11 protein-coding genes and 1 pseudogene are annotated in these 14,839 nt (G+C 68.7%); 6 read left to right on the top strand and 6 right to left on the bottom strand.

Annotated features, from left to right (window positions below):
- Positions 1–48: 48 nt before the first annotated feature.
- Positions 49–2,193, top strand: a complete 2,145-nt coding sequence (locus FOE78_RS22780) for an MMPL family transporter (protein WP_228265958.1) — start codon at positions 49–51, stop codon at positions 2,191–2,193.
- 178 nt (positions 2,194–2,371) lie between these two features.
- On the opposite strand, the gene FOE78_RS22785 is transcribed toward FOE78_RS22780, so the two are convergent.
- The 4 genes and pseudogenes from FOE78_RS22785 to FOE78_RS22800 form a co-directional block, all read right to left on the bottom strand.
- Complete coding sequence (locus FOE78_RS22785) at positions 2,372–2,689, bottom strand: helix-turn-helix domain-containing protein (protein WP_228265959.1); 318 nt, start codon at positions 2,687–2,689, stop codon at positions 2,372–2,374.
- Positions 2,690–3,103: 414 nt separating this feature from the next.
- The gene (locus tag FOE78_RS22790) at positions 3,104–3,568 is read right to left on the bottom strand and encodes a hypothetical protein (RefSeq protein WP_143988292.1); all 465 of its coding nucleotides are present in this window, start codon (positions 3,566–3,568) and stop codon (positions 3,104–3,106) included.
- 142 nt (positions 3,569–3,710) lie between these two features.
- Entirely contained in the window at positions 3,711–5,354 is a 1,644-nt protein-coding gene (locus FOE78_RS22795) for a DUF6297 family protein (protein ID WP_143988293.1), read from the bottom strand.
- Positions 5,355–5,569: 215 nt separating this feature from the next.
- Positions 5,570–6,211 (bottom strand): annotated as a pseudogene (locus FOE78_RS22800) (ABC transporter ATP-binding protein); the annotation flags it as partial.
- A 171-nt stretch (positions 6,212–6,382) separates the two neighbouring features.
- Here FOE78_RS22800 and FOE78_RS22805 point away from each other — a divergent pair.
- The gene (locus FOE78_RS22805) at positions 6,383–8,131 is read left to right on the top strand and encodes a TM0106 family RecB-like putative nuclease (protein ID WP_168207640.1); all 1,749 of its coding nucleotides are present in this window, start codon (positions 6,383–6,385) and stop codon (positions 8,129–8,131) included.
- Here FOE78_RS22805 and menD read toward each other — a convergent pair.
- Together menD and FOE78_RS22815 are read right to left on the bottom strand one after the other, a co-directional pair.
- The gene (gene menD, locus FOE78_RS22810) at positions 8,106–9,743 is read right to left on the bottom strand and encodes a 2-succinyl-5-enolpyruvyl-6-hydroxy-3-cyclohexene-1-carboxylic-acid synthase (RefSeq protein ID WP_143988295.1); all 1,638 of its coding nucleotides are present in this window, start codon (positions 9,741–9,743) and stop codon (positions 8,106–8,108) included. The two genes, FOE78_RS22805 and menD, sit on opposite strands and share 26 nt — an antisense overlap.
- Positions 9,740–10,750, bottom strand: a complete 1,011-nt coding sequence (locus tag FOE78_RS22815) for an o-succinylbenzoate synthase (protein ID WP_266095045.1) — start codon at positions 10,748–10,750, stop codon at positions 9,740–9,742. Before FOE78_RS22815 ends, menD begins: the two co-directional genes overlap by 4 nt.
- Positions 10,751–10,858: 108 nt before the next feature.
- Between FOE78_RS22815 and FOE78_RS22820 the strand changes: the two genes are divergently transcribed.
- The 4 genes from FOE78_RS22820 to FOE78_RS22835 all read left to right on the top strand — a co-directional run bounded on the left by FOE78_RS22820 (position 10,859) and on the right by FOE78_RS22835 (position 14,702).
- The gene (locus FOE78_RS22820; RefSeq protein WP_143988296.1) at positions 10,859–12,148 is read left to right on the top strand and encodes an AMP-binding protein; all 1,290 of its coding nucleotides are present in this window, start codon (positions 10,859–10,861) and stop codon (positions 12,146–12,148) included.
- A 29-nt stretch (positions 12,149–12,177) separates the two neighbouring features.
- Positions 12,178–13,062 (top strand): 1,4-dihydroxy-2-naphthoate polyprenyltransferase, encoded by an 885-nt coding sequence (locus FOE78_RS22825; RefSeq protein ID WP_143989035.1) that lies wholly within the window; start codon positions 12,178–12,180, stop codon positions 13,060–13,062.
- A gap of 170 nt (positions 13,063–13,232) precedes the next feature.
- On the top strand, positions 13,233–13,769 hold the full coding sequence (locus tag FOE78_RS22830) for an orotate phosphoribosyltransferase (protein WP_143988297.1): 537 nt from the start codon (positions 13,233–13,235) through the stop codon (positions 13,767–13,769).
- A gap of 63 nt (positions 13,770–13,832) precedes the next feature.
- Positions 13,833–14,702, top strand: coding sequence for a glycosyltransferase family 2 protein (locus FOE78_RS22835; protein ID WP_143988298.1), 870 nt, complete (start codon positions 13,833–13,835; stop codon positions 14,700–14,702).
- Positions 14,703–14,839 lie beyond the last annotated feature (137 nt).

A 14,839-nucleotide genomic window follows, 5' to 3' on the forward strand; every position in this document is an offset into this window, starting at 1 on the left:
TCCGCCACCGCTCCAACTGATCGACGGAGTCGAACGCCGCATCGACGGGTGCTGCGGGTCTTCGTCCCTGCCCTGCTGATCATCGGCTGGCTGGTCGCCGCGTCCATCGGCGGGCCGTACTTCGGCAAGGTCGACGAGGTGTCGTCCAACGAGGCCACCAGCTACCTGCCGGCCAGCGCCGACTCGACCCAGGTCCAGCAGCGACTGCCCGACTTTCTCGGCGGTGACACGATTCCGGCGATCGTCGTCTTCGTGTCCGATGCCGATGTTGATCAACAACAGCTCGGCGAGCTGCAGCAGGTCACCAAGAACCTCGGCGACGTGCCCGGCGTCGACAGCGTGTCACCCGCCGTACCGTCGAAGGACGGCAAGGCCGCGGAGGCCTTCGTGGCGGTCGATGCCGACGCCGACGTCGAGTCCGTGGTGAGCCAACTGCGTGATCAACTTCGCGCCCAGGCTCCGGCCGCCGTGACGGTGCACGTCACCGGACCGGCCGGCTTCACCGCAGACCTGACGGAAGCCTTCGCCGGCATCGACGGCCTGCTGCTCGGGGTCGCGCTGGCCGCGGTGTTGATCATCCTGGTGATCGTCTACCGGTCGCTGCTGCTGCCGCTGCTGGTGTTGATCACGAGCATGTTCGCGCTCTGTACGGCGCTGCTCACCGTCTGGTGGCTGGCCAAGGCCGGCGTGCTGGTGCTCACCGGCCAGACCCAGGGCATCCTCTTCATCCTGGTCATCGGCGCGGCCACCGACTACTCGCTGCTCTACACCGCCCGCTATCGCGAGGAGTTGCGACGGCATCGGGACAAGAGCGCAGCCACCTGGGCGGCGCTGCGTGCGGCGCGGGAACCTATCATCGCCTCGGCCGGCACGGTGATCGCCGGCCTGCTCTGCCTGCTGCTCAGCGATCTCAATTCCAACAAGTCGCTCGGACCGGTGGCCGCGATCGGGATCGGGTTCGCGCTGCTGGCGGCGCTGACCTTGTTGCCGGCCGCGCTGTTCGCGTTGGGCCGGGTTGCGTTCTGGCCTCGTACGCCCCGCTACGCAGCACATGCGATCGACGCGTCGGCCGTCGACACCGGCCTGTACGCGCGGATCGCTGCGTTGATCGGCCGCCGCGCCCGGCTGCTCTGGATCGTGATCACCGTGCTGCTGCTGGCCGCGGCCACCGGCCTCAGCCAGTTGCACGCCGATGGCGTGGCACAAAGTGAGCTGGTGACTGGACCATCCGATGCCCGGGACGGCCAGAACGCACTGTCACAGCACTTCCCCGGCGGCTCCGGCTCGCCCGTCTACATCATCGTGAAACAACAGGATCTGCAACGCGCGGCCGACATCGCCGCCGGCTTGGACGGCATTGCCTCGGTGTCGGTGACCAGTGCCGACGCCCCCGGTGGCTCGGCGCCGGTGACCGCCGACGGCATCACCCCGGTCCGAGGCAAGACACCGGCGCCGACGGTCAAGGACGGCGACGTGCTGCTGCAGGCGACCTTGAAGCCGGCTCCGGACAGCGCCGAGGCCGAACAGGTGGTGATCAACTTGCGTGATCAACTCGGCGATCTCGGCATCGTCGGCGGTGCCACCGCGACCGCGGTCGACACCAACGCCACAGCGATCCACGACCGGAACGTGATCATCCCGGTGGTGTTGGTCGTGATCATGTTGATCTTGATGCTGCTGTTGCGGTCGGTGATCGCTCCGGTGTTGTTGATCATCACCACGGTGCTGTCGCTCGCTGCGACGCTGGGCATCTCGGCACTGGTCTTCAACCACATCCTCGATCTGCCCGGAGCCGATCCGTCGGTTCCGCTGTACGGGTTCGTGTTCCTGGTCGCGCTCGGCGTGGACTACAACATCTTCCTGATGACCCGGGTGCGGGAGGAGTCCCTCGAACTCGGCACCCGGGCCGGGATCGCCAAGGGGCTGGCGATCACCGGCGGAGTGATCACCTCGGCCGGGCTCGTGCTGGCCGCGACCTTTGCCGCGCTGGCCGTGATTCCGATCCTGTTCCTGCTGCAGCTGGCGTTCATCGTCGCGTTCGGGGTGCTGCTGGACACGTTCGTCGTACGCACCCTGCTGCTGCCGGCCATCGCCCACGACCTCGGCCATCGAATCTGGTGGCCGTCCCGACTGGCCAGCGAGTCCAGCCGAACGGGCCGTCGTACGGAATCCAAGGAGCTTGCGAACCCATAGATCGCTCGTGGACACCGCAACCTCCTGAGATCCAAGCCTGGTGGGGCGGCCGTTCGCGGCCGGTGCCATGACCTGCTCGAATCCCGGCGTGCGCGCGGACTCAGAGAAGGCAAACAGATCGAACTGCCCCAGAACCCAGCTCGAGCTGGAAATTGATCCCACCGGCCCGAGGATTGCGTTAGGCCGCCAGTGCCAGCACCTCACCGGAGCGGGACATCGCGCGCCGACGATGATCAACGGACCGCGGCGGTGCGGCAGTTGGTTGATCGACCTGCCGGCGGAGCAACTCGACGTACGTCTTCGACACCAGCTCCAGCAGGTCCAGGCCGAGCGCCCGGGTGACCGCGGCCAGCATCTCCGAGGACGGCTCCTTGCGCCCCCGCTCCATCTCGGACAGGTACGGCACCGACACCCCGGCGTCACCGGCGACATCGGCCAGGGTGCGTTCTTGATCATGGCGTGCCTGCCGGATCACCGCGCCGAACAGGTCGCGCAACAAGGGATCCTGATCGGACGTCGGCCTGTCCAACGGAACAACCCGGTCCAACGGAACAACCCTGTCCAGCGGAACGCGCCTGTCCAGCGGAAGAACATTGTCCGGCCTTGCGTCCTGTGGCTCGGTCGGTTCGGCAACGGCAGGGTCGGTCATCGCGGTCTCCCGGTCGGGGTCGATTTCGCCCCACGCTAACCCCGGCCGGTCCGATTGCGCGCCGGCTTTCGCTACTGGCAGAAGGCACCGTCGAATCGGTTCAGCGCGCCCGCCGGTTAGTTCGCTCCCGCATCTTCGCTTCCCGCGCACCTGCGGCTCTCCCGCGCAAGTTCGTACCTGCGCGGCTGCGCCGAGGGTGCGCGGGAGCGGCTTCGTTCGGAGGCTCCTGAAGCGCCTGCCCCAACCCCGTCCCGACACCCGCTACGAGACCGTGGCGTGCTGCGTCGCGCGGACGGCTCGTGTGCCGGTGACGTCCAGCCCGACGACATAACTGCCCAGCGCGACGGCGAACAAACCGGCCATGATCATCGACGAGGCGTCGTAGTTGAAGTCGAGGAAGCTGGCCCCGTTGAAGGCTACCCCGATGATGGCGACCACGCCGACGATCGCCGTGGCCAGGGTGGCCCCGTCATGTCGACTCAACGCGGGCACCAGAGTGACCAGGCCGCCGAGGATCAGGACCATCCCGAGACCTGCGTGGAGGACGAGCCAGCCGTTGCCGTGGCTGACGGCCCAGCCGACGCTGCTGACCGATCGGCTGAAGTAGTTCGCGGTGCCGTCGGATCCGGGGTGGACCTTGGGGATGGTGACGAAGAGATTGGTGACCATGCCGAGCACGAACTGCACCAGTAACAGTAGCGCCATCACCAGGTAGAACCGGCCCACCAGCGACGCTCACTGTTGGCCGCTGAAGCTCTGCGAACCGCCGACCGTGGCCGGCTGCCGATCCAGCACCCGGCCATTGTTGTCCCGCAAATCCTCCGCCGGCGGCCGTTCTCAGCCCAGGTCGTGGTCCCGATTCAAGATGTCAGCGAGCAGCGTTGCGGCGGGCCTTCTCCGCGTTCACCGCCTTCTGTTGTTCTTCCGCCTGCGACTTCAGCGCGTCGAAGTCCAGCGTCAACAGCACCAGGGCGACGATGACGGCCAGCACCAGTGAGATCATCGGCGACAACCCGAGCAGCATCGGCGCGGTGATCACCAGGCACATGTCGAACCCGCGGATCATGCCGAAGATCAACCCCGGCGGGATGGCGCCGAACTGGCTGGCCATCGCGGGACCGCCGAAGTTCGGCGGCTTGCCGGTGGTCCACCGTACGGCGCCGAGGAAGCCGGCCGCGCCCGTGGCCAGAGCCATCTCGATCGCGGTCCCGATCGGCTGATGTTGGGCCGAGCCGAAGCCGAGGAAGGCCGGTACCGCCAGCGCGACCCAGATCAGCATGATCACCGCGGGCACCGCGACCACTGCACGCTTGACGGCCTTGGTGGCGAACGGCATGCAGCGCGCCAGGCCGCTGGTGCGCGTCAGCACCCGCAGCCCGTTCAACATCGGCACCAGCGCACCGAACAGCACCAGCGCGGCGAAGATCGGCATCACCGGACCCATCCCGAGCGCGTCGGCCGCGTACGGGACGACCAGGCTGAGGGCCACCCAGAGCAACGGCTGTGGGCTGCGGATCAGCCGTTGTGCCTCGCGCCAAATCAGCGGCTGCAGCCCGGTGCCGCGGCCCTTCTTCGGCTTGACGTGTCCGATCTCCATGGCCCGGCGGTCCACCACGATGTCGCGAATCAGACCGAAGTCGAGGGCGAAGAACGCGCCGGAGATGCCGCTGACCAAGGCGCCACCGCTCATCAACCGGGCCCGGCGGATCCGACCGAGGCGAGCCCGAGCCAGCGTCGCGGTGATGATCAACACCAGCAGCGCCGCGGCGCCGACGGTGAGCCCGATCTCGATGCCGCGGCGGTTGTTGACGACGAAGTCGATCCAGCCGGCGGCGACCGCGATCACCGCGAGCAGAGCCGCCAGGCCGATCAGTCCGAACAGATAGCCGAGCAGCCGGGTCAGCAGGTGCCGTTCGGCTCCCTGCTCGGCCGCGGCGAACGAGATCGCGGCGGCCGCTGCCAACCCGGTACCGACACCCCAGGCGAGGATCTCCATTCCGGGTGTCCCGGTCAACGCGGCGATCAGGGCCCCGATCGCGCCACCGAACACCAGCCCGGCCACCATCATCCCGATCAGCCGCGGGGCCAGGATGCGGGAACGCTGCACCGGCGCGTCCAGCAGCCAGAAGCCCTCGGCAGCCGACGCCAGCACCGGCCCGAACAGCCGGCTCAGCACCAACGCCGCGGCGACGGTGATCGCGAACGCCGCCCAGGGCAGCAGTCCGCGAGCCGATCCGCAGGCGGCGGAGCTGCACTGGGAGACGGTGCCTTGGGCCTGAACCACGACGTTGGCGATCATCGCGCCGACCAGCGCGAAGCCGAAGACCGCGATGTAGCCGTCGGAGATGGCCTCACCCAGCGAACGGGTCGCCCGCCCGGTCCGCCAGTCCTTGATCATCGCCTTGAGTTCCTTGGCGGTGGCCGGCTGGTCGGCGACCAGGCCGGCGCGCTGCGGATGCTCCCCGGCCGATTGCGGCGTCGAGGCGTCGTACGGAACGTCTGCGGTGCTCATCGGTTACGCGTCTCCGACGGCGACTTGGGCCGGTTCTGGTTCTTCTTGCGGCCCTGGCTCGGCTGCGGCTTCTTGCGCTGCTGCTGCTGCTGTTTCTTCGGCGCGTTCTGGTCGGCGGCCAGTTCGGGTTGCGGGCCGCCGACCTGCTCGGCGGCCAGTTGCGGCACCGGCGGTTCGGCCAGGCTTTCTCCGGTACGAGGCCCGACGGCACCGTCGCGGGCCGAGCCGAGATGCAGGATCCGGGTGGCCACCGCGTTCACCAGACTCGGTTCGTGACTGGCGAAGACGATCGCCAGCCCCTTGTCCCGCTCCTCCTTCAACCGGCCGGACAGCCAGGCGATGCCCTCGGTGTCCAGCCGGGCCTCCGGTTCGTCCAGGATCAGCAGCTTGCGCGGCCGGACGAAGGCGGTCGCCAGCGCCAACCGGCGCCGCTGGCCCGAGGACAGGGTTCCCGGCAGCTGGCCGGACTGCGGGATCAGCTGGACCTCGTTCAGGATCTCGTCCACCACCGGCTCGGGATCGCTCAGCCCGTGCGCCCGCGCCAGCAGGTCGAGGTGTTCGACCACGCTGAGGTCGGGGAAGAAGTCCAGGTCGTCGATCACGGTGGCCATGTCCCGGCGGATCTCCGGCGAGGTCTCGCTCAGCTTCGTACCGCAGACCTCGATCAGGCCGTCGTCCGGCTTGTCGGCGCCGACCAGGCAGCGCAGCAGGGTGGACTTGCCGGCGCCGTTGCGGCCGGTCAAGGCGACCGCGTCCCCCTCACGGACCTCGAGGTTGAACTTGTCCAGGATGGTCACCGGCCCGAAGGCTCGCCGGAGTCCCGACACCTTCAACACCACGTCGCCGCGTTTCGCCATAGTGCGGCCCATTCTGCTCTATCGCATCGCCGAGACCGATTTCGCCTGTCGAGATCCGGTGTTCGCCACCTGGATCCCCTGGCTGGGTCAGCGCCACGGCCAGGCGGTTCCGCGGTTCGGGAGCCGGGATGCCGTGCCGAACTGTCGGCGGTCAGTGGCATGGTTGGCCCCGTGATCGTCCTGGGAGCGTACGCGGCGCGCAGTTGCGCGGTGAAGACCCACAACGCGTTCGATCCGACGAGTCCGGCGCCGGTGCGCGAGATCGACGAGGCGCTGGCCGAGATCTTCGAGGGCGCCGAGCAGTTCGAGGACGCGGTGATCTCCCGGCTGGCGGCGGCCGCTTGCGGACGCGTGATCGATCTGCGACTCGCCGACGGGCTGCCGGCCCACGTGCAGTCCGGCGCCTGTGCCGAGGCGATGGCCGGCGGTGCCGAGCTGATCGTCGGCGGGTTGCTGCCGCTGGACGGCGAGCATCATCGCTCCGGTCGGCCGGACGTGCTGGTCCGCGGCGAGGACCAGGCCGACGGCCGTCCCGGCTATCACCCGGCGTTGATCAAGATGCACAAGATTCACGAGCGGAAGAAGCCGACCCGCTCGCCACGGCCGAATGCGTCATTGCTGCTCAGTCGGTTCGACGCTCCCGCGCCGGAGCATGCCGACGAGGTGCCGGGCTACGGCTTCCGGCTCAGCTCCCGGGACAGCGACCTGATCCAGTTGGCGCACTACCGGCGGATGCTGCAGGACCTGGGCTGGTCCGCACCCGGCCGTCCGTACGCGGGCCTGGTCGGCACCGACGACTGGATGGGTGGCCAGGACCTGATCACCTGGATGGATCTGGCCGAGCCGCTGCTGCGGACGTTCTCCCGGACCGGCGAGTCCGGCTGGACCGCCCGCAGTGCTCTGGAGCGGTACGACCATGAGCATGCGTTTCGGGTCGACGTCGCCAAGATCGCAAGCCAGCAAGGAAAGAACGGCTCCAGCCCGAGACCGCTGGTGCAACCGATCGTCACCGACGAGTGCAATCGCTGCCCGTGGTGGGATCACTGCCGTTCCCAGTTGGCCGACGACGATGTCAGCCTGCGGATCGGCAAGGGCGCCCTGGATGTACGTGAGATCGCCACCCTGAGGGCGCACGGCATCTCCACCGTCAGCGACCTCGCCGGCGTCGACCTTGATCAACTCTTCGGCTGGTATCTGCCCGAGGTCACCCACCGCGCGGGCGCCGAGGAGCGGCTGCGACAGGCTGCCCACCGGGCGAAGTTGATCACCACCGGGATCGAGTTCGAACGGATCACCAGCGGGCCGATCGAGGTTCCCGGTGCCGAGGTGGAGATCGATTTCGACATCGAGACCACCGTCGACGGCTGCATCTACCTGTGGGGATTCCGCAGCCATCGCGGCAGCTCGGCCGACACCGATCACGGCCGGCCGGCAGACGGCGTCTATCACCCGTTCGCCGCGTTCGATGATCTTGATGCCGACGGCGAACGCGCGCTCGCGGTGCGGGCGCTCAGCTGGCTTCGGCAACAGGCCGAGGTGAATCCGAGCATCCGCGTCTACCACTACAGCGGCTTCGAGCCGGCCGCCCTGCGCCGGTTGGCCGATGCGCATCCGGACGAGGAGATCCTCAGCTGGGCGGTCGATTTCGCCGAGCAGTACTTCTGCGATCTGTTGCCGTTGGTGAAGGAGAACTTCTTCGGCGTCAACGGCGTCGGGCTGAAGCCGGTGGCCACCGGCGCGGCCGGGTTCAATTGGCGTGACGACGACGCCGGTGGCCTGAATTCGACGCGGTGGTTCGTCGATGCGGTGCACGCGGACTCCGCCGAGCAACGCGAGCTCGCCCGCGCCCGGGTGCTGAACTACAACGAGGACGATGTGATCGCCACCGCCATGGTCAGAGCGTGGCTGCGAGGGAATTGAGTCGCTGATCAAGAGTTCGTCGATGCCGCCGGTCCACGGCGACGTCGACGATCTCCAGCCCCGCCGGCGGTTGCCGCAGAAGTTGATCAAGGTCGGCGAGTTCGTCGATCTTGGTGTACGCCGCCCCGACCGATCCGGCGACCGCACCCAGGTCGACGCGGTGCGCCGTACCGAAGACCCGCTCGAAGGCACTCAGCTGCGCCGGATGTCCCTGCTCCAGGGTGGCGAAGATGCTGCCGCCGTTGTCGTTGGCGACCACGATCCGCAACCGCGGCTGCGGCTCGGCAGCGCCGATGATCAGACCGTTGGAGTCGTGCAGGAAGGTCAGGTCGCCGAGCAACGCGTGCGTCGGTTGATCTGCGGCCAGCGCAATGCCGACGGCGGTGGAGATCGATCCGTCGATGCCGGCCAGGCCGCGGTTGGCGTACACCGCCGGACCGTCGGCGCGGACCGGCGCAAGATCAAGATCACGGATCGGGTTGGAGGAACCGACGAACAGCAGGTCGTCGGATCCGAGACGACCGAGCAGCGTACGCGCCAGAGCCGGACCGGTGATCGACGCCGAGTCGTTGATCAACTCGTCGATCCGGCCGCTGAGCTGGCGATCCGCCTGCTGCCAGCGTTCCAGCCAGTCCCGGTTGGCCGATTGCGGATGACCGATGTTGAATCGGGCGATCACCCGATCGGCGTTCATCGCGGGATCACGCCATTCCGGGCTGGGCTCGACGATGATCAACTCGACGTTGCTTCGGCTCATCAATGCGGTCACCGGCCGGGACAGCGTCGGATGACCGACCACGATCACCCGCTCGATCTCGTCCGCCAGGCCGGACTGCAACAACAGGCGGTAGCTGCCGATCGCGGTGGCCGCGGTACGAGCGTTGCTGGACGGTTCGGCCAGCAGCGGTACGGCCGCCCGGTCGGCGATCTCGGCAACCCGTCGACCGTCGTCGGTCGGCAGGTCGCCGGCCACGATCACGGTCAGCGGCTCGGCCGGCAGGTCGGTCGACTCGATCTCGCGGGTCAACCCGGTGATCTCGCGATACTCCTCCTCGATGCCGTCGATCGGCTCCGGCACCAGCGGTTCGGAGAAGGCGATGTTGAGATGGAACGGGCCGGCGATCATGGTCCGCTGTCCGGAGCAGGCCACCAGACCACGATGCAGCTCGAACCGCCAGGACCGCGGATCAAGATCATTTCCGGCCAGCTGGACCTCGGCCCGGACGTGCCCGGCGAACAGACCGCGCTGTCGGGTGGTCTGATTGGCGCCGGAGTTGATCATGGCCGCCGGACGATCCGCGGTGATCGCGATCAGCGGGATCCGGCTGTGCCAGGCCTCCATCACCGCGGGGTGCAGATTGCCTGCGGCGGTGCCCGAGGTGGTGATCACCGGCACCGGCAGCCCGGACGCCTTGGCGAGCCCGAGCGCCGTGAACGCCGCGCTTCGTTCGTCGATCCGGACGTGCAGCCGTAACAAGCCGATCTTGTCCGCCTCGAAGATCTCGTAGGACAACGGCGCATTCCGAGATCCCGGCGACAGCACCACCTCTCGTACGCCGAAGGAGATCAGCTCCTCCACCACGACCCGCGCGCACTCGGTCGACCCCGTCACCGCACACCCTCCCCCGAGGGTTCTGAGCCTGTCGAAGGACCGTAGCCCTCCGACGACTGCACCCCAAGATCATCCAGCTCCAGCCCGGCCAGCCCCAACGTGTCCGCCAACCGCAGTTGCCATGCCTGATCAAGATCATCCGGTGCGACGCAGCGCTCGATCGCAGCCGGATCAAGATCAAGATCATCGACCGGCAGCACGCCGGCATCGGCGATCAGCGGCGGCCGGCCAAGATCATCGGTGAGCAGCCGGATCGTGTTCAGCCCGCAGGCGTACGGCAGTTCGGGCAGCGCTGCCGCCAGGGCGATCCCGGCTCGGATGCCGACGCTCGTCTCGACCGCACTGGACACCACGACCGGCAGGCCGATCTTGTCCGCGATCTCCAGACAGGCCCGCACCCCGCCCAGCGGCTGCACCTTCAAGATCGCGATGTCGGCAGCTTCCAGCTCGGCCACGCGATACGGATCTTCGGCGCGACGGATCGATTCGTCGGCAGCGATCGGCACCGCGATGTCAGCCGCCCGGAGTCGCGATCGCAACGCTGCCAGGTCCTCGACCCTCGGACACGGCTGCTCGGCGTACTCCAGTCCGAAGGGGCTCAGCTCCCGCAGCGCGGCGAACGCCTCGTCGACGCCCCAGCCGCCGTTGGCATCCACCCGGATCCTCCCGTCGGGTCCGAGCGCATCCCGTACGGCGGCCACCCGAGCAAGATCATCAGCGGGTGACTGGCCCGGCTCGGCCACCTTGATCTTCGCCGTCCGGCAGCCGGACTCGATCGCCAGCCGGTGCGCCATCTCGGGCGCGACCACCGGGATGGTTACATTCACCGGAATCTCGTCCCGCCGCGGCGCTGGCCACGGTTGCGTTGCCTGCTCGATCGCCGCTCGCAGCCAGGGCACGATCTCGGGGCCGTAGTAGTCCTCGAACGGGCTCCATTCGGCCCAGCCCGCCGGTCCCCGCCAGATCATCCCGTGTCGTTCGGTGATCTTGCGGAACCGAGTCCGCATGCCGATCGCGTACGTGGTGATGGACGGCCCGGGCACGGCCGCCAGTCTAAGAGAGTGCAGCGGTTCCCGATTCCGAGCCCGGCGGACCGGCGCGGCAGACTGTCGGCCGTGAGTTCGTTGCGGGTGCTGGAGTCGGACGCATCGCTGCCGCAGGTGCGCGCAGCGATCGCGGACACGTTCGCGGGTGGCCAGCCGGTCGCTCCGCTGCCGGCCGATCCGGTGACCGCACCGCGGGTGCTGGCGATGCTGCAGCCCGACGAGCCGGTGGTCGAGCCGGACGCTGCGGTGATCGTCTCGACCTCGGGTTCTACCGGGGCGCCCAAGGGAGTGGTGCTGTCGCGGGCCGCGATCAGGGCTTCGGCCGAGGCCACCCATCGGCGGCTCGGAGGCCCCGGCCGCTGGCTGCTGGCGCTGCCCACGCACTACGTCGCCGGCTTCATGGTGGTGGCCCGGGCGACCGTCGCCGAAACCCCGGTGGAAGAGGTCGGCCGAGACCTGGCCGGGCTGGCTCGCGCGGTCGCAGCAACCGACCTGCCGACCTACCTGTCGCTGGTGCCGACCCAACTGGCCCGCGCACTGGATCAGCCCGAGTTGGTCACCGCGCTGCAGAGTGTCGGCGCCGTCCTGCTCGGCGGCGCGCCGGCACGGCCGACGCTGTTGCGGCGGAGCCGGGAGCTGGGCATCACCGTGTTGACCACGTACGGGATGAGCGAGACCTGCGGCGGCTGCGTGTACGACGGCGAGCCGCTGTCGGGCGTCGAGGTCGGGGTCGACGAGCCGGATTCGGACGGGGTGGGCCGGATCCTGCTCGGAGGCCCGGTCGCGTTCTCCGGCTACCGGTTGCAACCGAATCTGACCGCGTCCACGTTGCTCACGGAGCCCCGGCGCGCGAACGTTCCCGGGCCGCCGCCTTGCTCAGGACCCTTGACTCCCGATTCTCGCCGCTTGCCGACCGCTGGCCAGTTTGCTGGGGCAACACCTGAGCGTCGCTGGGTGCGGACCAACGATCGGGGGCGGTTGATCGGCGCCCGGCTGGAGGTGTTGGGGCGCTTCGACGACGTGATCGTCAGCGGTGGCCTGAAGATCGACCTGGCTGCGGTCGAGCGGACCGCTCGGGATTGGCCGGCGTTGGGATCCGGGGAGATCGTGATGCTCGGCCTGCCGGATCGAGAATGGGGCACTCGGCTGGTCGCCTTCGCCGAGACGCCGTCCGCCGGTTCCGTCGGGGCCGATGTGACAGCCGACCTGACCGCGTTGCAGGATTTCCTGTCCGGCCGGGTGGCCCGGCACGAACGTCCCAGGGAGTTGATCATGATGCCGCGATTGCCGCGTACGTCGAGCGGCAAGGTCGATCGACAGCGCCTGCTCGCCGACGCGATCGCCGAGCAGCAACGGTGAGCGCGGCCGCGATGCCGGGTGCACCGGGCATGCCGACGCCGGCCCAATGGGTCGCCGGCGCCCGGCCTCGTACCCTGCCGATCTCGATCGCACCGGTGATCGCCGGTTCGGCCACCGCGCACGCCGCAGGTGGCTTCATGATCATTCCTGCCGTGCTGGCGCTGCTGGTCAGCATCAGCCTGCAGATCGGAGTCAACTTCGCCAACGACTACTCCGACGGCATTCGCGGCACCGACGAGCAGCGGGTCGGACCGATGCGGTTGGTCGGCTCCGGCGTGGCCCGGCCGGTGCTGGTGAAGCGCGCGGCGTTCGGCTGTTTCGGGCTGGCCGCGCTGCTCGGTCTGGTCTTGATGATCTTGTCGGCCCAATGGTGGCTGCTGCCGGTCGGCGTCGCCTGCATCCTCGCGGCCTGGTACTACACCGGCGGCAAACATCCGTACGGCTACATCGGCCTCGGCGAGATCTTCGTCTTCGTCTTCTTCGGCCTGGTCGCGGTCGCCGGCACGACGCTGGTCCAGCTGGGGCGGATCGACCTGCCCACGATCCTGGTCGCGATCGGGATCGGGCTGCTGGCCGACGCGGTGCTGGTCTCCAACAACCTTCGCGACATCGGTGGCGACACGCTCTCCGGCAAACGCACCCTGGCCACCCGGATCGGCGACAAGGCGACCCGCCGACTGTTCGCCGGTCTGGCTCTCGGCGCGGCCGTCGCGTTCGTCATCGCCGCGGCGCTGACCAGCTGGTGGGCGCTGCTGGCGCTGATCGGCATCGGCTATCTGGCGCCGCAGGTGGTCACCGTGCTCCGCGGCGCCGTCGGCCCCGGCCTGATCCCCACCCTGAAGGCGGCCGGTCTGGCCGACCTGTTCTCGGCCATCGGTCTCGCCGCCGGCCTGGTCATCGCCGGCCTGATTTGACCGGCCCGATCTGACCGGCCCATCGGGTGGCCGACCAGATGCCCCGCGAACACAATCACCCGCTCAATGATCGGAACCGGCGTCGGTAAGCGCTGGACTGTGCCATCGGCGGGCGATCGTGTTCGCGAGGTCCAGGGGTCGGCGCCCGACGAAGCTGGCAGAATCCCGGCGTGACCGATGACCGAGCGGCGCTGGCCGCCGAGATCGATTCGTTGTGCCGGCTCAACGGGCAGTTCACCCTGCGCAGCGGGCTCGTGGTCGGCGAATACTTCGACAAGTATCGGTTCGAGGCCGAACCGCAGCTGTTGCGACGGGTCGCGGAGGCGATGGTGCCGCTGCTGCCCGAGGACACCCAGGCACTGGGCGGGTTGGAGTTGGGCGGCATCCCGATCGCGACCATGATCAGCTCGCTGACCGGTCTGCCGGCCCGGTTCATCCGCAAGGAAGCCAAGACCTACGGGACCCGTCGGCTCGCCGAGGGTGGTGACCTGGACGGGCTTCGGGTCACCCTGATCGAGGACATCGTCACCACCGGCGGCGCCGTCCGCAACGCCGCCGTCGCCCTGCGCGGGCTCGGCGCCGAGGTCGACACCGTGGTCTGTGCGATCGACCGTTCCGAACCCTGCGCCAACCGGCTGCACGAGGTCGGGGTGGCCACCCGTTCGGTGCTGACCAAGCAGGACCTGGACGCCGTACGCGTCGGGTAGCGCGTGGGTGTGTCTTCGCCGGTTGACGCCCGGTGACACCGCGGTGGCCGTAAGGTTAAGGCCATGCAGTCGGGTCCTCGGGTCAGCATCATCGTGCTGTCCATGGGTGATCGTCCCGAGGAGCTGGATCGTTGTCTTCGTAGCGCGCTGGCTCAGCGGTACGACTCCTTCGAAGTGTTCTGTGTCGGCATGGGCTGGCAGCCCGAGAACGTGCCCGACGGCGTACGGACCGAGGGTCTGGAGGAGAATCTCGGCTCACCCGGCGGTCGCAACTACGCCGCCACCCGGGTTCACACCGACGTTTTCATGTTCCTCGACGACGACGCGTGGCTGCCCGATCCGGACTTCCTGCACAAGGCGATGGTGATCTTCGATCGCTGGCCCAAGCTCGGCCTGCTGGCGCCGCGGCTGTCCGATCAGGACGGCACCACCCTGCGTCGCTGGGTCCCGCGCGCCCACGTCGGCGACCCGATGGATTCCGGCCCGGCCTTCACCTGCCCGGAGGGTGTGACCCTGTATCGGCGCGCCGCCTGGGAGTCGGTCGGCGGCTTCCCGGGCAACTTCTTCCACGGCCACGAGGGCGTCGACGTCTGCTGGCGGATGCGCGATCGCGGCTGGGACGCGTGGTACGAGTCCTCGCTGACCGTGCATCATCCCGCGTTGCCGCCGGGTCGCCACTCCTACTACCTGCGGCTGAACGCACGGAATCGGGTCTGGGTGGCCCGCCGGAACCTGCCGGTGCCGCTGATTCCCGTATACGTCGGCATCTGGACCGCGATCTCGCTGAGCCGCAACGCCCGCGACTGGGAATCAGTGAAGTCCTGGGTCGCCGGTTGGCGCGAGGGCTGGCGTACCTCCCCCGGCGAGCGCGACCCGATGCACTGGAAGACCGTCGCCAAACTGACCCGCCTGGGCCAACCGCCGATCATCTGAGCCGTGATCTCTGGGGCACCCCGATCCCGCGACTCCGCTCCACATCCGTCAGCCGCGCGCAAAATCCCCTCCCGCACCGGATATTTCGCGTGCGGCGGCAGATTCGGCGCGCGGCTGACGAGGAGCGACCACCACCT

This window comes from Microlunatus elymi (assembly GCF_007362775.1).
Lineage (GTDB): Bacteria > Actinomycetota > Actinomycetes > Propionibacteriales > Propionibacteriaceae > Microlunatus > Microlunatus elymi.

What these genes read in the sequence shown, in the direction of transcription:
- FOE78_RS22795 (WP_143988293.1), bottom strand. Translation starts at nt 5,354, where the DNA reads ATGAGCACCGCAGACGTTCCGTACGACGCCTCGACGCCGCAATCGGCC.
- FOE78_RS22815 (WP_266095045.1), bottom strand. Translation starts at nt 10,750, where the DNA reads ATGCGGACTCGGTTCCGCAAGATCACCGAACGACACGGGATGATCTGG.
- FOE78_RS22825 (WP_143989035.1), top strand. Translation starts at nt 12,178, where the DNA reads ATGCCGACGCCGGCCCAATGGGTCGCCGGCGCCCGGCCTCGTACCCTG.
- FOE78_RS22835 (WP_143988298.1), top strand. Translation starts at nt 13,833, where the DNA reads ATGCAGTCGGGTCCTCGGGTCAGCATCATCGTGCTGTCCATGGGTGAT.